The following is a 21,173-nucleotide window of genomic DNA, read 5'->3' on the forward strand; positions in this document are numbered from 1 at the left end:
TTTTAATTTGCAAACAAATAATTTGCTTTAATTTGTACAACCATCTTTATAAACTATAGAAAATAACATTTTATATATGCGTTTTTATAAACTTTTAACTTTAGGATTAACTACTTTACTTGTAACATCTTGTAGCGAAACTAATTACAAATTTAAATTAAATACTACCAAAAAAACTACTTTAGGTAAAAAAGCTGCTATTAAGTTTGAACAACTTAAAGGTGAACAGATCGATTCTGTACAACTTTACGTAAACAACAAACGTGTAAATACTAACGAAACAAGTATTACTATAAATACTGCTGATTTTGGTGTAGGAAAACATGCTGTTACTGCGTTGGCTTTTTATCCAAACAAATCAAAAAAACTAAACAATTCTATTGAGATATTAGCAAAGGAAGCCCCTGCTGTATACTCTTATAAAATTGTAAATATTTATCCGCACGATAAAGGAGCATACACCCAAGGGTTAGAATACAAAAATGGTTACTTATACGAAAGCACAGGACGTAATGGAGAATCTACTTTACGAAAAGTTGAATTAGAAACTGGAAAAGTTTTACAAAAGGTAGATTTGGACGAAAAGTACTTTGGTGAAGGAATGACCATTTTTAACAATAAAATTTATTGGTTAACATGGCATGCTCGTAAAGGTTTCATATACGATTTTGAAACATTTAAGCAACTTGGAAGTTTTGATTACACCAATAGCAATCAAGGTTGGGGATTAACACACAACGGCTCTGAACTTATTAAAACGGATGGAAGCAACAAAATTTGGTTTTTAGACGCAAATAATCAACAAGAAAAAAGAAGTGTCCAAGTATACACAAACAAATACCCTGTTGATAATTTGAATGAAATTGAACTTATTGATGGTAAAGTTTATGCTAATAAATGGCAACAAAACTCAATAGTTATTATCAATCCAGAAACTGGTGTTGTTGAAGGTGTAGCTAACTTAAATGGATTAAGAGATATTGTTGCTAAAGATCAAACTATAGAGCCTCAAGACGATGTACTAAATGGTATTGCATATGATACTGAAAACAATCGTTTGTTCGTAACTGGAAAACATTGGGGAAAATTATTTGAAATAGAATTAATCAAACAATAATCTACTACCTAAAATCATGAAAAATCCCCTTCCCATAATACTAGCGCTTATTTTATCTATTATTGTAATGTCTTGTAGAAAAGATTTCACTACAGTACCTAGTTATGGGAAGTTACAGTTTTCAAAAGATACCGTATTTCTAGACACCATTTTCAGCAACATAGGTTCTGCTACTTATAACTTAAAAGTATACAATAAGAGTAGTAAAACTATTACAATTCCAGAAATCAAATTGGAAAATGGAAATACTTCAAATTACCGATTGAATGTAGATGGATTAGCTGGTGACAACTTTAATAACATTGATATTTTAGCAAATGACAGCATCTATATTTTTATAGAAACCACTATTAACGTTAATACAGTAACCAATCCCTTATACACTGATAAAATATTGTTCGATAATGGAGAAAATCAACAAGATGTAGATTTGGTTACCTTGGTACAAGATGCGCATTTTATTTTTCCTTCTAAAAACAGTTCGGGTATTGAAACATTAATTATTAACGGCAAAGAAACCGAGATTCAAGGTCGTTTTTTAACTGATGAAGAACTAACCTTTACTAATGAAAAACCTTATGTCATTTACGGTTACGCTGCTGTACCATCAAGTAAAACACTAACAATTGAAGCAGGAGTTAAAATTCACTTTCACAACAATTCTGGATTAATTATAGATAAAGACGCTAACCTTAAAGCCAATGGAACCTTAGATAAAAAAATTGTTTTTGAAGGTGACCGACTAGAGCATCAGTTTAGTGAAATTCCAGGACAATGGGGGGCTATTTGGATACGTGAAGGTAGTTTTAACAACGAACTAAATTATACTCAAATTAAAAATGGAACTGTTGGACTTCTTGTTGACGGACAAGATACCTCCTCTCCCACGCTAACAATAAAAAATACTGAAATATATAACAGTTCAAACTATGGTGTTTTAGGTAGAAACACACATATTGAAGGAGAAAACTTAGTAATAGGTAGCGCAGGACAATCTGCATTAGCTTGTACTTTTGGTGGTAAATATAACTTTACCCATGCTACTTTTGCTAATTTTTGGAATAGCAGTATTCGTCAATTACCTACAGTTTTAATAAATAACCACATTACTTATTCTAACGATAACAACCAAGAAGTTACAGAAATTAATGATTTAGTTAATGCTAACTTTATTAATTGCATTATTGAAGGAAATAACAATGTAGAGTTTATCCTTGATAGAATTGACGGAACAACTTTTAACTATATGGTTGAAAGTTGCTTAATTAAATTTGATGATTTTAATAATTCATTTACAGATAATAATGAATTGAATTTTGATGATACTTCACATTATCAAAACAACATTTTAAACGGTGAATCTGACTTTAAAGATGTTGCTAAAAACGAGTTTATCATTGGTAAAAATAGTGACGCCATTAATAAAGCACAACCTTCCGCTGTTTCTGAAGATATTTTAGGCGTAGACAGAAGTGCTTCTCCTGATATTGGAGCTTACCAACATGTTAGCTTTTAACTTTTAAAAAAAGAGTCATTACATTAAAACACTTGTCAGGACATATATCTCTAGCTTACAAGCTATAAAATGAAAAAGGAGTGCTTAGCCTTTGCTCTCCTTTTTCATTTTTAATATACGGCTTTTTTAGCTTATCATTTTTTATAAATCTTTCCATTTTTCATCACAAAAACTACTTTTTCCATTGTATGAATATTTTGAGTAGGATCTTCATCTACTGCAATGATATCTGCAAGAAATCCTTTTTTAACCTTTCCTAACTCTTCTTTCATACCTAATAGAGCTGCATTAGTTATTGTTGCAGATTGAATGGTCTCTATAACAGGCATTCCTGCTTCTACCATATACCCAAACTCTTTTCCGTTTTTTCCATGTTTAAAAACTCCTGCATCGGTACCGAAAGCAATTTTTACACCTTTTTTATAAGCTCTTCCAAAAGTTCCTTGTATTTGTGGACCAACAGCCAACGCTTTAGGTACTACAATTTCTGGATAAAAACCTTTTACTTTTGCTTTCTCTTCAACCTCTTTTCCTGCCGTAATGGTAGGAACTAAATACGCATCGTGTTTTTTCATCAACTCCATCGTTTCATCACTCATATAAGTTCCATGTTCAATAGTTTTTACTCCTCCAATAACCGCACGTTGCATGCCTTCATCACCATGAGCATGAGCTGCTACATGCATTCCATAATCTTTTGCTGTTTCACAAATTGCTCTCACCTCTTCAATAGTAAATTGAGGATTATCTCCGCTTTTAGCCACACTTAACACACCTCCTGTCGCTGTTATCTTTATACAATCTGCTCCGTTTTTATATCGTTGACGTACAGCTTTTTTAGCATCTTCTATTGAATTTACCACTCCTTCTTTTGGCCCAGGGTTTCCTATTAGCTTTCTACTGCTTCCATTTGTTGGATCTGCATGCCCGCCTGTTGTTGCTAAAGATTTTCCCGCAGTAAACACTCTCGGACCTACAATTTTACCAGCTTTAATTGCTTTAGCTAAAGAAATATTAACTCCTGTCCCTCCTAAATCTCTCACTGTCGTAAAACCGTTTAACAAAGTAGTTTCGGCAAATTTAACTGAGTTATAAGCTCTATCAGCTTCATTTAAAATATATTTTTCTAGCCTTGATTTTGGACTATGCTCACTTTCAATATGCACGTGCATATCAATCAACCCTGGCATTACCACCTTATCTTTTAAATCTATCGTTATATCATCAGTGTTTTCAGGATTCACATATCCTTTTAATACTTCAACAATTTTATTTCCTTTTACTACAATGGTTTGCTCTTTATTTATTTTACCTTTTTCTGTATCAATTAATTTCCCACAAAATATATAGGTGTTTTGAGCAAATGTTGCGATTGACATTGTTAAGAGTAACGCTAAAAAAAGTCTTTTTCTCATGATAATTTAAGAATGATTAAGCAATAAATGTAGTGATTTTTATGTAGCTTGCCTTTTTAAATTTTGACAATTACATGAAGAACATTGTTATTACAGGAACTAGTAGAGGTATTGGTTTTGAATTAGCACAGCAGTTTGCTAATCAAGGACATCAAGTCTTAGCACTATCAAGAAACACAAAACCTTTAGAACAAATAAATCATTCAAACATTACAACTATTTCAGTTGATTTATCTGACAAAAGTGACATAAAAAAAGCAGTTGAATTTGTTTCAACTAAATGGAAAAAGGTAGATATCCTTATCAATAATGCAGGAAAATTGGTTAACAAACCTTTTGAACAACTAACTACGCAAGATTTTGAAGAGGTTTATAAAGTAAATGTTTTTGCAGTTGTCGAATTAACAAAAAACTTACTACCATTTATGCAACAGGGAAGTCACGTAGTAACGGTAAGTAGTATGGGAGGAGTTCAAGGTAGTATGAAGTTTCCTGGATTAGCAGCTTATAGTTCTGCTAAAGGTGCTGTAATTACTTTATCTGAATTACTAGCTGAAGAATACAAAAAACAGCAAATAGCTTTTAATGTGTTAGCATTAGGTGCCGTACAAACAGAAATGTTAGAAGAAGCTTTCCCTGGTTATGAAGCTCCATTATCTGCTAAAGAAATGGCTACTTATATTTTTGATTTTGCTTTAACTGGTAATAAATATTATAACGGAAAAGTGCTACAGGTTTCAAGTTCTACTCCTTAAACTCTTTAATATGATTATTGCTTTAGCTTTTATTATTACTTCTGTTTTCCAATATTATTCCTATTATAGAAATAATAAAAAAGAAAAAAAAGTTGATGATTTTTTAATTACAATAGTCGTTATTTTAATTTACATATTAATTTATCCTTTTTTAGGCTACATCCTTTTAACAAAATACAATCATTATAATATGCCTTACACTTTTCAAGTTATTATTATTGGAGGCATAGGAATATTTTTTGCATTAATCACCTATCTTTTTTGGTATTTAGAAAAAAGAAAACTTGCATAACACTCTTATAAAATACATCCCAGAAGAAGCTATTCCGTTAGTTCAATATTTAATTATTGAACATAAAATCAACTTGAAAATAGTAAGCGAACGTCAAACCAAACATGGTGATTTCCGTCGTTTACCTAATGGTCACATGCAAATTACGGTGAATAACAACTTAAACCCATATCAGTTTTTACTGACGTTAATTCATGAAATTGCACACCATGTTACGTATCAAAAATTTGGAAGAGTACAACCCCACGGTAAAGAATGGAAAACAGTATTTCAGCATTTAATGCTCCCTTTTTTACAATCCGAAATTTATCCAAAAAACATTCTACCATATTTAGCCAACTACTTAAAAAACCCAAAAGCCAGTACCGATGCTGATGTAAATTTATCACTGGCATTGCGAGGTGGAAAATCAGAAGACGGAAAGAACTTTATCTTTGAAATACCAAACGGAAGCGTTTTTCAATTCAAGGAAAAACTATACAAAAGAGGTGATAAACGAAGAACACGTTATGAATGTTTAAATTTAGAAAACAAGCGTGTATATTTATTCAACCAAAACGCAGAAGTGAAACTAGTAGCTTTAAACAAATAATACTTGTATGAACACTAATTATTACGCAGTAATTATAGCGGGTGGCATAGGTTCTCGCCTATGGCCAGTAAGTACTGAAAAGTACCCTAAGCAATTTCATGATTTATTAGGAACTGGAGAGTCTTTGTTACAAAAAACCTTCAACAGAATTAATCAATTAATTCCAGCAGAAAATATTTTAATTGCCACTAATAAACGTTACGAAGAATTAGTTTTAGAACAACTTCCTAAAATTGGTAATAAACAGTTACTGCTAGAACCTGCAATGCGTAACACTGCTCCTTGTATTTTATATGCTGCTTTAAAAATCCGTCAGCAGAATGAAAATGCTGTGATGTTAGTTGCTCCGTCTGATCACTGGATAGAAAACGAGACTGAATTTCTTAAAAACATTGAAACTTCTTTTAAAGCCTGTACTAAAGAAGATATATTGATGACTTTGGGGATTCAACCAAATCATCCTAATACGGGTTACGGCTATATTCAATTTAAAGAAAATGTTTCTGAAGTTAAAAAAGTAAAAACATTTACTGAAAAACCAAACCTAGAAAAAGCTACGCAGTTTTTAGCGAGTGGTGACTATCTTTGGAATGCAGGTATTTTTGTTTGGTCTGTTTCTAGCATTTTAGATTCCTTTAAAAAACATCTTCCTGAAATGGTAAACATTTTAGATACCGGAGATAACGTTTACAACACCGAGCTTGAAGATGATTTTATTAAACATAACTATGAAAAATGTGAAAACATTTCTATCGACTTCGGGATTATGGAACGCTCTGAAAAGGTACACGTACTCCCTGTAGATTTTGGTTGGGATGATTTAGGTACTTGGGGTTCTTTATATAACAAACTTGGTAAAGACACTCATCAAAACGCAACAGTTGGAGCCACAACTATTTTTAAAGATGCCAACGGAAATATGGTTAGTACTAAAAATGGTAAAAAAGTAGTGGTCCAAGGGTTACAAGATTTTATTATTGTAGAAAAAGACGATGTATTAGTTATTTGTCCACGTAAAGACGAACAAGACATTAAACAACTACGAACTGAAGCAAAAGAGAAATTTTAATAAGTTACTCCTCTCTTTTATATAACACATTATTGATTAATGGAATATTCCAACATTCTTAACATAGGTATTTTAGCACATGTTGATGCTGGTAAAACTACCTTGACAGAACATTTACTATATCATACAGGAGCTATAAGAAATATAGGAAGTGTAGATAAAGGTTCTACTGTTACTGATAGTTTAGCACTTGAGAAAGAACGTGGAATTTCCATAAAAGCTGCAACCACTTCTTTTGTTTGGAATAACACCAAAGTTAACTTAATTGATACTCCCGGGCACGTAGATTTTTCGAGTGAAGTTGCAAGAACATTATGTGTGGTAGATGCGGTTGTTTTAGTAATTTCAGCAGTTGAAGGTGTGCAAGCACATACACTAACCATTACAGATGCCCTACAAAAGCTAAAAATTCCTACTATAATTTTTATCAATAAAATTGATCGACAAGGTGCAGATACAGAGAATGTTTTAGAACAAATAAAAAATGAGCTTCAATTTAAAATTGCTCCCATTTATACTGCTCATAATGAAGGGTTAGATTCCGCATGTATTAGTCCTGTTTTTCATAATAGTTCAGTTACCAAAGAACAAAAAGAAACCATTTTAGAAGAATTAATTGAAACTAATGAAGACTTGCTTGAACAATACTTAAATGGCAATACTATTACTGATGAAACCTACATAAAAACTATCATAAAAAACACTTCTAAAGCTTTAATTTCACCGGTATTTACAGGAATTGCTAAAAATAACATCGGTGTAAAAGAATTACTAGACGGATTAACAAGTTTTATAAAGCCTAATAAAAATGAAATCTCACAAGAAACCTCTGCTTATGTTTATAAACTAGAACATCATAAAATTCATGGCGTTATGGCACATGTAAAAATTTTCTCTGGTGAGTTATCTTCTAAATCGGTTATATACAATCATACGCAAAACATAGAAACTAAAATAAACCAAGCCAAAGTTTTTCATCAAACCAAACATCTTGATACAACCATCAAAACTGGTGATATTGGAATTATTACAGGAGTTATTGGCACAAAAACAGGAGACATACTAGGAAGCCCTGAAGGAATTCCTAAACTCCCCGAGTTAAACACACCTGTTTTGAGTGTACAGGTGTTACCTGATAATGATAAAGATTACAATGCATTAGTACAAGCATTACAGATTATAGACAAAGAAGATCCTTCTTTACAATTCAAATGGCACAAACCTGAAAAAGAATTGTTACTATTACTAATGGGAGATATGCAAATTGAAGTACTAACCCATGTATTACTGGAACGGTTTTCAATACCAGTTCGTTTTACTGAACCTCAAATTGTATACAAAGAAACCATCAGCAAAGCTGCAGAAGGTTATGTACGTTATTGGATGCCTAAACCTTGTTGGGCTATTATGACTTTTTTAATTGAACCCGCTCCTTTAAATTCTGGTGTTAGTTACCAATCTATTGTTTCTAAAAACGATATTCATAACAAATATCAAAACGAAATAGCGAGGACTATTCCAAAGGCTTTAGAACAAGGTTTACTAGGCTGGGAAGTAACCGATGTAAAAATCACATTAATTAAAGGAGAAGATCATAATGTACATTCAAGGCCTGGTGACTTTAATTTAGCTACTCCAATGGGTATTATGAAAGGCTTACAAGCTGGAGGAACACATTTATTAGAACCTTTGGTCCGCTTTGAAATAAAAACTAATGAAGAATTTTTAAGTAAAATCATTTCTGAACTTACGACAAGAAGAGCTACAATCGACTCTCCTACTTTTCAAAATGAAATGATGCACCTTACAGGAACAATTCCCGTAGCCACTTCTCTAGACCTAAGCATAAAATTAAATACTATTTGTAGTGGCCGTATACGTTTACGAATGGTTTTTCATGGCTACGATATATGTCCTGAAGGAGAAGGAAAATCTAGAGATTTTAAAGGAGTAAATCCTTTAGACGAAGCTCAATGGATATTGCATTGTCGTGGCGCTTATAAAGCAGACGAACGGGTGATTTAATTCTTCTTTTTTATTTCTTCTAACACCAAAGAATTAAAAACCTCCTCTTCATTAATAAAATCACTTTTTATTGATATATAGTTAAGATTATCAACCTTACCCTCTAAACGCATATAATCTTTTTCGGTAGTTAGTATAATCTTTTGTTCAGATAGTAACTCATCAAAAGCCTTCTTAATAGTTGAAATATCTTGCTGAGTAAAATTATGATGGTCAGGATAGTTCAAATGTTTAAAGCTTACTTCCTTTTCTTTTAAAAAGTTTAACAATGGGGTTGGATTCGCAATTCCCGTCACTAACAAGACTTTTTTATCTTTCAAGTCTGAAATTGCTAGTTCTTCTGTTCCTTTTAAATCTTCGTCGTATGCAATCGTTGTAAAAAATACTTTTTGATACGACTTCGGGTTTATCTTTCGTACTATCTTTTCTTGCTCCGATTTCGATAAATTCTCAGGACATTTAGTAACCACAATTACACTTGCTCGTTTAGCTCCTCTCCTACTTTCGCGTAAATTCCCTGTTGGCAATACAAAATCATTAACATATAAGTCATTGTATTTTGTGAGTAAAATATAACAACTCGCCGTTACTTTTCTGTGTTGATAGGCATCGTCCAACAATACTACTTCAGGAGGGTTGCTACGCTGCAACAACTGTTGAATTCCGTTCGTTCTGTCAGCATCCACAGCTACGGTAACACCTTTTTTAAACTTCTTATAAAATTGCAAAGGTTCATCACCTACATCTTCAGCTGTATGGGTACCATTCACTACTTGAAACCTTTCTGTTTTACGTTTATATCCTCGACTTAAAACTGCAATTCTATAATTATCTTTTAGTAAACGTATTAAATATTCTATCTGAGGAGATTTTCCTGTTCCTCCTACACTTAAATTTCCAACAGCAATCACTGGGATATCAAAAGAAGTTGATTTTAAAACACCTAGATTAAAAAACCAATTACGAATTCTCGTAATAGCATCGTACAAAACAGCAAACGGAAATAATAAAAATCGAAGTAGCTTCATTACACCAAAAGTAATAATTTAAGCATTAATGTACAGGATACTTTTATTTTCATTTTTCTACTTTGTAACTTTGCTATAGTAATTTTGAAAACGTACCAAATGCAAATAAAAGACGTCACCAACTATATTGAACAACTGGCACCACTCTCGTATGCCGAAGATTTTGACAATGTTGGTTTATTAATAGGCAATTACAGTACTAAAGTTACAGGAGTTTTAGTTACGCTAGATACTCTTGAAGAAACTGTGGACGAGGCTATTGCTAAAAACTGTAATCTTATTGTAAGTTTTCACCCTATTGTATTTAGTGGACTAAAAAAATTTAACGGCAACAATTATGTAGAACGTGTTGTATTAAAAGCTATTCAAAATAACATTGCTATTTACGCTACACATACAGCTCTAGATAATGTAAACAATGGGGTTTCTGCTAAAATGGGAGAAGTTTTAGGCTTAGAAAACATGAAAACTTTAATCCCCAAAAAAGGAATCATAAAAAAACTAACAACTTATGTTCCTTTTGCAGAAGCTACTAATGTACGTGAAAAGTTATTTGAAGCTGGGGCAGGTAACATTGGTAATTATGACAACTGTTCTTTTAATGTAGAAGGAAAAGGAAGCTATAGAGGGAACGAAAATTCGAACCCTATTGTAGGTAAAAAAGGAGAATTAATGTTTGAAAAGGAAACCTGTATTATAGTAACTTTTGATTCTTATTTAGAAGGAAAAATACTTTCTACTCTCTTTAAAAACCATCCTTATGAAGAGGTTGCCTACGAAGTTATTACGCTGGATAACCAAAACCAAAACGTAGGTATGGGGATGATTGGAGAACTCCCTTCAGCGATGGATGAAAAAGACTTTTTATTATTTGTAAAAGAAACCTTTAAAACAGGCTGTGTCAGACATTCAGAATTACTTGACAAACCTATTAAAAAAGTAGCTGTGTTAGGTGGTTCAGGAAGTTTCGCTATCAAAAATGCGATGCGAGCTGGTGCCGATGCTTATATAAGTGCTGATTTTAAATATCACGAGTTTTTTAAAGCAGAAAAAAGAATTTTGCTTGCAGATGTAGGACATTATGAAAGTGAACAATTTACAAAAAACCTTTTAGTTGATTATCTTAGCAAAAAAATTAGTATTTTTGCAATTATTTTAAGCGAAAAAAGTACAAATCCAATATACTATATTTAACAGATGGCAAAAAAAGAAGTAACGGTAGAAGAAAAATTAAGAGCGTTATACGATTTACAGTTAATCGATTCTAGAATTGACGAGATTAGAAACGTTCGCGGTGAATTACCTTTAGAAGTTGAAGATTTAGAAGATGAAGTTGCCGGATTAAACAAGAGACTTTCTAATTTAGCTGAAGATGTTAAAAATTTAGAAACTGATATTAGTAATAAAAAGTTAGCGATTGAAGAATCTAAAAACTCAATTACTAAGTATGAAGAACAACAAAAAAATGTTCGTAATAACCGTGAATTCGATTCTTTATCTAAAGAAATTGAGTACCAAGAGCTAGAAATTCAATTATCTGAAAAGAGAATTAAGGAATATAAAGCTAAAATTGCTCAAAAGAAAGAGGTTATTGATAACACCAAAGAAAAATTAGCGAAGCAAGAAGCACATTTAACTCACAAAAAAGGTGAACTAGATGCTATCTTAAAAGAGACTGAGAAAGAAGAGCAATTATTAAAAGAAAAGTCTGAAGAATTTTCAAAGTCTATCGAAGGTCACTTATTAACTGCTTATAAAAGAATTAGAACTAAAGTAAGAAACGGATTAGCAGTTGTTGCTATTGAGCGTGGAGCTGCTGGAGGTTCTTTCTTCACTATTCCACCACAAGTTCAGTTAGAAATTGCTAACCGTAAAAAGATTACAATTGATGAGCATAGTGGTCGTATTTTAGTAGACCCAGCCTTAGCACAAGAAGAAAAAGAAAAAATAGATAACCTATTTGCTTAATATTTTTCTTAAAATATATACAAAGCCTCCAATTTTTGGAGGCTTTTTTATTGCTACATATTTTGACCATCATATCATTAAATAATTAAAAAGCTTAAACTCCACACTTTTCTTTTTCAACTTTTTCCCTAACGTCACATTTTCGTATCTTGCATTCTGCTTATGATACAATTTATATTAAATAATCAGGTAATAAAAACTACAGCAAACGCTGGTATTACCCTACTCGATTTTATTAGAGAACATCAACAATTAAAAGGTACAAAAATAGGATGTCGTGAAGGCGATTGCGGAGCTTGTACTGTTTTAATTGGTGATCTAAATGATAATAAACTTAGCTACCAAAGTATAACTTCATGTATTTCTCCTTTAGGAAATGCTAACGGAAAACACATCGTTACGGTAGAAGGAATCAATTTACCAAAAGAACTGAATACCATTCAAAAAGCAATGACCGATAATTATGCGACACAATGTGGTTTCTGTACACCAGGATTTGTGGTTTCTATGACTGGTTATGCTCTTGACAGTAAACAAACAACTTCTTGTAACGATGCTATCAGCGGAAACATTTGTCGCTGTACAGGTTATAAATCGATTGAAAAAGCAGGTTTTGAAATAGAACAAAAACTACAACAAAAAGATAAAAACCATCAAATTGACTGGCTAATCAAGGAAGGTTTTATTCCTAATTATTTTGTAACTATTCCAGAAAAATTAGCTCAATTACAACCAAGAACCTTTGAAAAAACAGGAGTAAAAGTAGCCAACGGAACCGATATATATGTACAGCATGCTGATAAAATGGCTGAAGAAGATGTACATTTATTAACCGATAACAATGCTTTGAAAGAAATCTCTTTTACCAAAGGTTTTTGCACGTTAGGTGCTAATACAACAGTGACCGAAATAGCAGAAAGTAAACAATTGCAAACTCTCTTCCCTAAACTCAAACAATTTTTAAAACTTGTTTCTTCTGAGCAAATCAGAAATATGGGAACTATTGGAGGTAACTTTGTAAATGCCTCACCTATTGGTGATATGTCTATTTTCTTTTTAGCATTAAACTCAATGGTAACCATTCAAAAAGAAGATGGAAATACACGACAAATTCCATTTCAAGAATTTCATCAAGACTATAAAAAGTATGATTTACACGAAGGTGAAATCTTACATTCAATACAATTCAAAGTTCCGCAAACGGAAGACTTTTTCAATTTTGAGAAGGTAAGCAAACGAACACATTTAGACATTGCTAGTGTAAATTCCGCTGGAAGAATTACACTAAAAAATAATACAATTACAGACGCTCATTTTTCTTTAGGAGGTGTTGCTGCCATTCCGAAATATTTACACGAAACCAACGCTTTTTTAATCGGAAAAACAATCAATTCAGAAACTATAAAAGAAGCTGAAACAGTTTTACAATCAGAAATCTCACCTATCAGTGATGTTCGTGGAACTGCTGAATACAAACGTTTGTTAGCACGACAATTATTTTTTGCTCATTTTTTGGAGCTATTCTCTAATCATGTAGAACTAAAAAAATTAATTGCCTAATGAAGACGATGAAAAATATTGACAGTTTTACACATGTTAGAGGAGAATCGTTATTTGTTGACGATTTAATGCTACGTCAAGATACCTTATTCGGGTTGGTTTTTGACTCGTCAAAAGCGCATGGTAAAATCAAATCGGTAGATTATTCTAAAGCAGAAGCACTAGAAGGTGTAGTAAAAATATTCACCTATAAAGATGTCTTAGGAGAAAATCAAATTGGAGGTATCATTCCTGATGAACCTTTATGGGCAGAAGATGAAGTCCATTTTTGGGGACAACCCATTGCTTTCATTGTTGCAAAAAGTGAAGCGATTGCTAAAAAAGCAAGAAGTTTAATTACCATAAATATTGAAGAACTTCCTGTAATCACAACCGCTAAAGAAGCCAAAGAAAAAGGTAGTTTTATCAATGCTCCTCGTTCATTTAACTTAGGAGACACCCAAAATGCTTTTACCGAATGTGAATATGTATTTGAAGGCGAAACTTTTTCTAACGGACAAGAGCATTTGTATCTCGAAACACAAGGTTGCTATGCGGTTCCTCAAGAAAACGGGAATATAAAAATTACCTCATCTACGCAAGGCCCTACTGCTGTTCAAAAAACAGCAGCCAAGGTTTTAGGTATTCCAATGCATAAAATTGAAGTCGATGTAATTCGCTTAGGAGGTGGTTTTGGAGGTAAAGAAGATCAAGCAACTCCTTGGGCAGTGATGGCAGCTGTGGCGGTACAACATTTGAATCGTCCAGTAAAATACATGTTGAATCGCCATGACGATTTACGTATGACAGGAAAGCGCCATCCGTATTCATCATTTTATAAAATTGGTCTAACCAAAGACCTAAAAATAAAAGCTTTTGAAGCTGAGTTCCTACAAAATTCTGGTGCCGCCGCTGATTTATCACCTGCTATTGCTGAAAGGACATTGTTTCATGCTACCAATAGTTATTTTGTTCCAAACGTACATACTACAGTGTATAGTTGTAAAACCAACTTACCTCCTAACACCGCTTTTCGTGGTTTTGGTGGTCCGCAAGGAATGTTTGTTATTGAAAGTGCTATTGCAGATGCCGCTGATAAAATAGGGATCAATAAAAGATTAATACAAGAAGCCAATCTATTAGCTGAGAACGATGAGTTTTCATACGGGCAAATTGCAACCGAAGTACAAGCACAAAACTCTTGGTTTAGCGCAAAAGAGCAATATCAACTTGAACAGCTAGAACAAGAAGTAGCTGACTTCAATAATAAGAACGACCGTTACAAAAAAGGAATTTCATTAATGCCTATCGCCTTTGGTATTTCATTTACCAATACCCCAATGAATCATGCACGTGCTTTGGTACATATTTATCAAGATGGAAGTGTTGGTGTCTCTACAGGTGCTGTAGAAATGGGACAAAGTGTAAACACCAAAATATTACAAGTAGCACAAAGTGTTTTAGGAATTTCGCCCAATAAAGTAAAACTGGAAACCACGAATACTACACGTGTTGCCAATACCTCACCTTCTGCAGCAAGTTCAACTGCCGACCTTAACGGGAAAGCAACAGAAATGGCTTGTAATTCGTTAGTTGAACGACTAACAGAAGTTGCCGCTGACATGCTCTCTACCAAAAAAGAAAATATCTCTTTTCAAGAAAATGCTGTTTTTGTGAGTGGTAAAAAATCAGAGCTAACATGGGAAGCTTTAATTACTGAAGCGATGCTTCGTCGCGTGGCGCTATCTGAAAATGCACATTATGCTACTCCTGTGATTCATTTTGATAAAACCAAAGAAAAAGGGCATCCGTTTGCCTATCATGTATACGGTACTGCTATCACAACCGTTACTGTAGATTGTATCCGTGGGAATTATGAAATTGACAGCGTAAAGATTGTACACGACTTTGGTAAAAGTATGAATATGGGAATTGATTTAGGCCAAGTGGAAGGTGCTTTAGCACAAGGAATCGGTTGGATGACCTTAGAGGAAATTGCCTATAACAATGAAGGGAGATTATTATCGAATGCGTTGTCTACCTACAAGGTACCTGATATTTTCTCAGCTCCCAAAACAATAGAAACCATTCCGTTAAAAACGGAAGGGAATCAAATGGCTATTAAAAAATCGAAAGCGGTTGGTGAACCTCCTTTAATGTATGGAATTGGGACTTATTTTGCCATTCAGCAAGCGGTAAAAACTTTCAACTCTAATTATAAATTAAAATTCCACTCCCCTTTTACACCCGAAAAAGTGTTGATGGGATTGTATGAAAAATAAAAGCTTATCAAACTACAATACACCAAACAAAATATATTTAGGGGTGCGTTAATTTATAGCATTGGAGATACCATTGCATCCCTTTTACTAAACGAGTTTTCCTTATACAGACTCCTCGGAATGGTATTTATTGGAGCTACCGTTTATGCTCTTGAAATCCCTAATTATTTTAATTGGATAGAGAGAAAAACAGCTAACAATAGCGGACTAAGAAGAACACTCGCAAAAACAATATTAGCCATTGCTTACTTTAATCCGCTTTGGATTTTTAGACATTTGCTGTTTATCAAGTTATTTTCTGGGAATTTTGAACAAATAACCAGTAACTTATTCATTGTTGCTTGTTGGTCATTTTTAGTGAACATTCCTATTTCGTTTATTGCTAACTTTATCATTCAAAATAAAGTAAAACTCGATTGGCGTTTTTTAGCCAGTGCTATTTTTTCTGCACTAATGGCTATTTATTATGCCCTAAGCGAAACTATTTTTAACTAAACTTTTATGGGTTTTTGGCAACAGTTACATACAAAACTTCAAAATAAACAGAAGGTATACCTCCTAACGGTAATTGAAAACCTTGGTAGTTCTCCTGGTCGAAAAGGCTTTAAAATGTTAATTGCTGAAGATGATTTTATTTATGGTTCTGTAGGTGGTGGTGTTATGGAGTTTTCGCTTGTTGAAGAAGCCAAACAACTACTACAACAAGAGAATCCGCCAACATTCATCAAAAAACAAATTCATAAAGGAAATATCAAAGATGGTTCGGGGATGATTTGTTCTGGTGAACAAACAGTGGCCTTTCATTGCTTAGATGCTAAACATATTTCAATAATTTCAACTATTATTTCTTCTTTACAACACGGTAAAAAAGGAACATTACACTTATCTCCTTCCTTATTTGATTTTACTTCCCATACTCTAGAAAATCAATTTGAATATAACATCAATTCTAAAGAAGATTGGTATTTTAAAGAACATATCGGCTTTAGAGAAACCTTGTACATTGTTGGTGGTGGTCATGTAGGCGTTGCAGTTTCTGAACTCTTTGTTAAACTTGGTTTCTATGTAGTAGTTTTTGACAATCGAGAAAACCTCAACACTTTAAAAAACAACCAAACTGCTCATAAAAAACAGGTTATTGATTATAACGATATTGAAAACTACATAGAAAAATCTTCTTCAAGCTATGTAGCCATTATGACTAATAAATACACTGATGACAAATTGGTATTGAGTAAACTCCTTAAAAACAACTATAAATTTTTAGGGGTTTTAGGTAGCAAAGCAAAGTTGCAAACGATGTGGGAAGTTCTGCAAAACGAAGGATTTACTCAAGAAGAATTAAATAAAGTACACGCACCTATTGGACTTTCTATAAAAAGTGAAACCCCCGAGGAAATAGCGGTAAGTATTGCAGCACAAATCATACAAATAAAAAACACTTAAACCTTATAAGTAGTAATGGATCAACCAAATGAATATAAAGCCTTTTTAGCAAGTGTTTTTAATCGTTATGCTACGGTGAGTAACGACTCTGTTTCTTCTTTATTTTCGGTTGCAAAAGTGCACGATTTAAAAAAGGGAGCTACTTTATTACCCTTCGGAAAGGTGTCAAAACACATACACGTGCTATACAAAGGCGCAGTAGTTTCTTGCTTTTTACATAAAAACGGTACGGTATATCATAAAAACATCTTTTTATCAGGTAGTTTTATAGGTTCTGTAGTATCATCACTTACCAACACACCTTCTCAGTTTTCTCTAGAGGTTATAGAGGATTCTACAGTTATTAGCTTTCCGTATGACACCTACAGACAACTTATTAAGAAAAACCAAGACTTACAGAACTTCTATATTGCTTATCTCGAAAAGAATTGGGTAATTGATAAAGAAAAACGAGAAATTGATATTGTTTTAAAAGAAGCTAAAGAACGGTATCTCGATTTTGTAAACGCTAATCCCAACATAGATAACAGGATACCATTACACTATATTGCCTCTCACTTAGGCATTACTCCCACTCAATTAAGCCGAATTCGTAAGAGCATTAAAAAAAGTGTGTAGCAGTCAACATATGTAAAGAAAAAGGTGTTATTTCCTTTCCATCTTTGCAGTATGAAAATATTCTTTTTATACTTTTTGGCTTTTATTGGAGGTGTTTCACTAGCTGTTCAAGCAGGGTTTAACACGCAACTAGGTACTATTGTAAAACAACCTGTTATCGCTGTTATAGCCACCTCTATAGCTAGTGCTGTTTTTGGATGCTTATTCATCTTTCTATTCAAAGAAGAAAGTATTCAATTAACTACAGCACAGCAAGTGCCTTGGTATTTATGGTTTATTGGCGGACTTTTTAGCATGATTGGTATTTCTCTTTATTTTTACACCATACCAAAGCTAGGGATTTCAAAAATGATTGCTTTTGGCTTATGCGGTCAATTGATTTTTTCGTTATTCGCAGGTAAATTTGGTTGGTTAAACCTGCCTGTTGAGCCTATAACTACCAAAAAGTGTATTGGAATTATTTTCATGGCAATTAGTATTCTTTTAATCAACTCAAAATGAAAAAAGTAGTATCAAACATTAACAATTTAACTTCTTTGTGGAAAACTGCTGCGACTCCATATCAAGGATATCATAAAGAAACATCTTTTGAAAGCGCTTATATTGAAAATGCCCAATGGCCTAATAGAATTTGGACCAACCTCTCTCCTTCTGAAAACCAACTAAAAGAAGTACAGCTACAAATGTTAGGAGAAGGTAACCTTTTTACATTTTCTTTATTTGCACTACCAAGTCAAGAAAACAATATGGAACTTGACGCTAAAATTCAGTTAAAGTCAACACAATACGGAATGAGTTTAGAGCTAAACGAAAAGTTCGAAACTCAAAGACACATCGATTTTAAAAGAGTAGAAAACACAGAAGAAGCTGATGTTTGGAGCAATGCCTTTTTTAAAGCCTTTAATTACGAAATAAGTACAGCAACCATTTTAAAAACTAAAGAAACCATACCCTATTATCTTGTTTATTTTGAACAAGAACTTGTTGGAACCGTAATTTTATACACTACTAATACGATTGTTGGCTTACATAGTTTGGGTATTATACCTGAAAAAAGAAAGCAAGGTTTTGCTACCGAAATTATGTGCCATACATTGAATAAAGCTATTGACCAGAATTTATCCTTAGCTACATTACAAGCCTCAGAAATGGCTAAAGAAATGTATTTAAAACTAGGGTTTTCTTTAGACTTTTTAATGAAAAATTATGGTATTGTCAATCCTTCTTAAAAGTACAGCATATTAACACACATAACTTTTGAACTTGGCAAAAAAATAGTAGGTTTGAAGCTACTAATGAGAGAGGATGAATTATAAAGAAGTCTTTAAAACAATTGAGGAAACTTACACTCCGCTGTCTACTGAGTGTCAACAAGAATTAATTACCAGTTCAAAAGTTTGTGTATATAAAAAAGGAGACATTGTTGTACGAGAAGGGCAATTCTCTAAAAAAGTCTTTTTTATTGTCCAAGGATGTTCAAGAGCTTATTACTTAAAAGATGGTAAAGACATCTCTGATTGGTTTACTTTCGAAAATCAGTTTATGGCTTCCATTGTTAGCTTTTTTAGTAACGAACCTAGTCCACACTATGTTGAATTTGTTGAAGATTCAACCGTTTTGGAATTTTCAAAAGATACTGTTGATAAGCTTTCTCAAAAGCATCACGACTTTGAACGCTTAATTAGTAAAATAGTCACTGAAACCATGTTGGGGCTTTGCGAGCGATTATACACCATTCAATTCAACAAAGCAGAAGAAAGATACAAACACCTGCTAAGTATTTATCCTTTTATAACCAACAGAATTCCTCTTACACATATTGCCTCATATTTAGGAATAACTCTTGAAACGTTGAGCAGAATAAGAAACCCCAAAAAACGAATTTGATTTATATCAAATGATAAACCTTCCATTTACAGCAATTTTGCTAACAAATACAATAACAATGGAAGATAACAACAAACAACAACTAAAGTCAATCTGGGGAAAATGGTGGGAACCTATTAGAAAATGGTTTTATCCTGCTTGGTTAATCTATGAAACTTCAATTCGGTTTTATGAGTATGCCATATCAGTTCATATCTATTTTAAAAACCCACAAAACAATATTACTTCATATATAGGAGAAGTCGGTACTCAAATTTTAGGTACATTTTGTAGCCTTAGCACTTTTATTATTTGCACAGTCTTTTTAACAATACCTACCTGTTTTATACTATATAAGTTTTTTAAAACAGAAAACTTAACAGGCTCTCAGTTTGAAGCAAAAATGAAACCTATTTTTTAAGAAAAATGAAGAAAATACTCATTATAAACGGACACCCTGATAAGGAAAGTTTTAATTTTGGTCTTTCTGAAGCTTATAAAACAGGTGCGAAGAAATCGACTGCTGAAATACAAGAAATCAACATCCGAGAATTAAACTTTAACCCCAACCTTCAATTTGGCTATCGAAAGCGAACAGAGCTTGAGCCTGACTTACTAGAAGCACAAGAAAAACTTAAGTGGGCAGACCACTTAGTATTGGTGTATCCTATTTGGTGGGGTTCTGTACCTGCAATTATGAAAGGTTTTTTAGACCGAGTTTTACTCCCTGGTTTTGCTTTTAAAAAAAGAGAAAAGTCTTTATGGTGGGATAAATGTTTTACAGGAAAAACTGCTAGAATAATTTGCACCTTAGATCAACCTGCTTGGTACTATAAATGGTTTTATAGAAGCCCAAGCCATAATGCTATGAAAAAACTAACATTAAACTATATAGGTGTAAAAAAAGTGCGAATTACTACCATTGGCCCTATAAGACTCTCAAAAGAAAAGTTTAGAGCTAAATGGTTGAAAAAAGTAGTAACTCTTGGAACAATGAACAAATAACAATACTTCTATTATCCATTCAATATGCTAACAAACATTTTTCTACACAATACAAATATTTTATCTTTTTTGTTGTTTGGTGTTACTCCCCTTAGGCAGTGAATGACACTTCCCTTAGGCAGGGAGTATCGTTCCCCTTAGGTAAGGAGTGTCGACACGATTAGGCTTCGTGTGTTGACACGATAAAAAAGTTACATTCTTTTATATTTTGAGAGTGTTAATAAAATTGCTAAAAGTTCCGTTTATACTACCATTAAGAAGAACTGAGGTAAAAAACAAGTGCATTTTATACTTTTTTAACTCAAAAGCTCTTTTATAATTTGCATCATACGATAAACCACTTTTTACTATTGCAAAAGCTTGTTTTAGCAGCTTATTACACACTGCTATTAAAGCAAGTTTTACTTTTACCCTAACAATAATTCGGTCATAAAGCTCTCTACACTCTTTATTGTACTTACATATTGATGAGGAAAGCTCAACGAAGCTCGCTGATGGTTTCGTTGCATTGAGGAAAGCTCAACGTGACGCGCTGACGGTTTCGTTGTCTTGAGGAAAGCTCAGCGTGACGCGCTGATGGTTTCGTTGTCTTGAGGAAACACCAGCGTGACGCGCTGATGGTTTCGTTGTCTTGAGGAAA

Annotated in this window: 21 protein-coding genes and 1 pseudogene; 19 read left to right on the forward strand and 3 right to left on the reverse strand. The window is 33.1% G+C overall.

Going from position 1 to position 21,173, the window contains the following annotated elements; all coding sequences use genetic code 11:
- The first annotated feature begins 76 nt into the window (after nt 1-76).
- Nucleotides 77-1,117, forward strand: a complete 1,041-nt coding sequence (locus MK851_RS07020) for a glutaminyl-peptide cyclotransferase (RefSeq protein WP_303506317.1) — start codon at nt 77-79, stop codon at nt 1,115-1,117.
- A gap of 16 nt (nt 1,118-1,133) precedes the next feature.
- Nucleotides 1,134-2,633, forward strand: coding sequence for a hypothetical protein (locus MK851_RS07025; RefSeq protein ID WP_320242673.1), 1,500 nt, complete (start codon nt 1,134-1,136; stop codon nt 2,631-2,633).
- Nucleotides 2,634-2,767: 134 nt separating this feature from the next.
- On the opposite strand, the gene MK851_RS07030 is transcribed toward MK851_RS07025, so the two are convergent.
- Entirely contained in the window at nt 2,768-4,048 is a 1,281-nt protein-coding gene (locus MK851_RS07030) for an amidohydrolase family protein (RefSeq protein WP_320242675.1), read from the reverse strand.
- 74 nt (nt 4,049-4,122) lie between these two features.
- Between MK851_RS07030 and MK851_RS07035 the strand changes: the two genes are divergently transcribed.
- The 5 genes from MK851_RS07035 to MK851_RS07055 are packed head-to-tail and all read left to right on the forward strand — an operon-like array spanning nt 4,123 to nt 8,781.
- On the forward strand, nt 4,123-4,803 hold the full coding sequence (locus MK851_RS07035) for an SDR family oxidoreductase (protein ID WP_320242676.1): 681 nt from the start codon (nt 4,123-4,125) through the stop codon (nt 4,801-4,803).
- Nucleotides 4,804-4,813: 10 nt separating this feature from the next.
- On the forward strand, nt 4,814-5,095 hold the full coding sequence (locus MK851_RS07040; RefSeq protein ID WP_320242678.1) for a hypothetical protein: 282 nt from the start codon (nt 4,814-4,816) through the stop codon (nt 5,093-5,095).
- Nucleotides 5,088-5,687 carry a SprT-like domain-containing protein gene (locus tag MK851_RS07045; protein ID WP_320242680.1) on the forward strand — a complete coding sequence of 200 codons (600 nt, stop codon included), beginning with the start codon at nt 5,088-5,090 and terminating at the stop codon, nt 5,685-5,687. The genes MK851_RS07040 and MK851_RS07045 overlap by 8 nt, the downstream gene beginning before the upstream one ends.
- 7 nt (nt 5,688-5,694) lie before the next feature.
- The gene (locus MK851_RS07050) at nt 5,695-6,756 is read left to right on the forward strand and encodes a mannose-1-phosphate guanylyltransferase (RefSeq protein WP_320242682.1); all 1,062 of its coding nucleotides are present in this window, start codon (nt 5,695-5,697) and stop codon (nt 6,754-6,756) included.
- A 39-nt stretch (nt 6,757-6,795) separates the two neighbouring features.
- Nucleotides 6,796-8,781, forward strand: coding sequence for a translation factor GTPase family protein (locus MK851_RS07055; RefSeq protein ID WP_320242684.1), 1,986 nt, complete (start codon nt 6,796-6,798; stop codon nt 8,779-8,781).
- On the opposite strand, the gene lpxK is transcribed toward MK851_RS07055, so the two are convergent.
- Nucleotides 8,778-9,809, reverse strand: a complete 1,032-nt coding sequence (lpxK, locus tag MK851_RS07060) for a tetraacyldisaccharide 4'-kinase (protein WP_320242686.1) — start codon at nt 9,807-9,809, stop codon at nt 8,778-8,780. The two genes, MK851_RS07055 and lpxK, sit on opposite strands and share 4 nt — an antisense overlap.
- Nucleotides 9,810-9,908: 99 nt before the next feature.
- Here lpxK and MK851_RS07065 point away from each other — a divergent pair, with 99 nt between their 5' ends.
- From MK851_RS07065 to MK851_RS07120, 12 genes are all read left to right on the forward strand, one after another.
- The gene (locus tag MK851_RS07065; protein WP_303506301.1) at nt 9,909-11,003 is read left to right on the forward strand and encodes a Nif3-like dinuclear metal center hexameric protein; all 1,095 of its coding nucleotides are present in this window, start codon (nt 9,909-9,911) and stop codon (nt 11,001-11,003) included.
- 3 nt (nt 11,004-11,006) lie between these two features.
- Nucleotides 11,007-11,777 carry a hypothetical protein gene (locus MK851_RS07070; protein ID WP_320242689.1) on the forward strand — a complete coding sequence of 257 codons (771 nt, stop codon included), beginning with the start codon at nt 11,007-11,009 and terminating at the stop codon, nt 11,775-11,777.
- Nucleotides 11,778-11,939: 162 nt separating this feature from the next.
- Complete coding sequence (locus tag MK851_RS07075) at nt 11,940-13,337, forward strand: FAD binding domain-containing protein (protein WP_320242691.1); 1,398 nt, start codon at nt 11,940-11,942, stop codon at nt 13,335-13,337.
- On the forward strand, nt 13,337-15,598 hold the full coding sequence (locus MK851_RS07080; protein WP_320242693.1) for a xanthine dehydrogenase molybdopterin binding subunit: 2,262 nt from the start codon (nt 13,337-13,339) through the stop codon (nt 15,596-15,598). Before MK851_RS07075 ends, MK851_RS07080 begins: the two co-directional genes overlap by 1 nt.
- A gap of 120 nt (nt 15,599-15,718) precedes the next feature.
- On the forward strand, nt 15,719-16,093 hold the full coding sequence (locus MK851_RS07085; RefSeq protein WP_320242695.1) for a hypothetical protein: 375 nt from the start codon (nt 15,719-15,721) through the stop codon (nt 16,091-16,093).
- A gap of 6 nt (nt 16,094-16,099) precedes the next feature.
- The gene (locus MK851_RS07090) at nt 16,100-17,044 is read left to right on the forward strand and encodes an XdhC family protein (RefSeq protein WP_320242697.1); all 945 of its coding nucleotides are present in this window, start codon (nt 16,100-16,102) and stop codon (nt 17,042-17,044) included.
- A 15-nt stretch (nt 17,045-17,059) separates the two neighbouring features.
- Nucleotides 17,060-17,662 carry a Crp/Fnr family transcriptional regulator gene (locus MK851_RS07095; RefSeq protein ID WP_320242699.1) on the forward strand — a complete coding sequence of 201 codons (603 nt, stop codon included), beginning with the start codon at nt 17,060-17,062 and terminating at the stop codon, nt 17,660-17,662.
- Nucleotides 17,663-17,713: 51 nt separating this feature from the next.
- The gene (locus MK851_RS07100) at nt 17,714-18,163 is read left to right on the forward strand and encodes a DMT family transporter (RefSeq protein ID WP_303506282.1); all 450 of its coding nucleotides are present in this window, start codon (nt 17,714-17,716) and stop codon (nt 18,161-18,163) included.
- Nucleotides 18,160-18,891 carry a GNAT family N-acetyltransferase gene (locus MK851_RS07105; RefSeq protein WP_320242701.1) on the forward strand — a complete coding sequence of 244 codons (732 nt, stop codon included), beginning with the start codon at nt 18,160-18,162 and terminating at the stop codon, nt 18,889-18,891. Before MK851_RS07100 ends, MK851_RS07105 begins: the two co-directional genes overlap by 4 nt.
- Nucleotides 18,892-18,967: 76 nt before the next feature.
- A complete protein-coding gene (locus MK851_RS07110) occupies nt 18,968-19,549 on the forward strand; it encodes a Crp/Fnr family transcriptional regulator (protein WP_320242703.1) in 582 nt (193 codons plus the stop codon).
- Nucleotides 19,550-19,607: 58 nt separating this feature from the next.
- Nucleotides 19,608-19,949, forward strand: coding sequence for a hypothetical protein (locus MK851_RS07115; RefSeq protein WP_303506276.1), 342 nt, complete (start codon nt 19,608-19,610; stop codon nt 19,947-19,949).
- Nucleotides 19,950-19,954: 5 nt separating this feature from the next.
- A complete protein-coding gene (locus MK851_RS07120; RefSeq protein ID WP_303506274.1) occupies nt 19,955-20,533 on the forward strand; it encodes an NAD(P)H-dependent oxidoreductase in 579 nt (192 codons plus the stop codon).
- 315 nt (nt 20,534-20,848) lie between these two features.
- On the opposite strand, the pseudogene MK851_RS07125 reads toward MK851_RS07120, so the two are convergent.
- Nucleotides 20,849-21,007 (reverse strand): annotated as a pseudogene (locus tag MK851_RS07125) (IS110 family transposase); the annotation flags it as partial.
- Nucleotides 21,008-21,173: the final 166 nt, after the last annotated feature.

Origin of the sequence: Tenacibaculum sp. 1B UA (genome assembly GCF_033978845.1) — a bacterium.
In the GTDB taxonomy this organism is placed as follows: Bacteria; Bacteroidota; Bacteroidia; order Flavobacteriales; family Flavobacteriaceae; genus Polaribacter.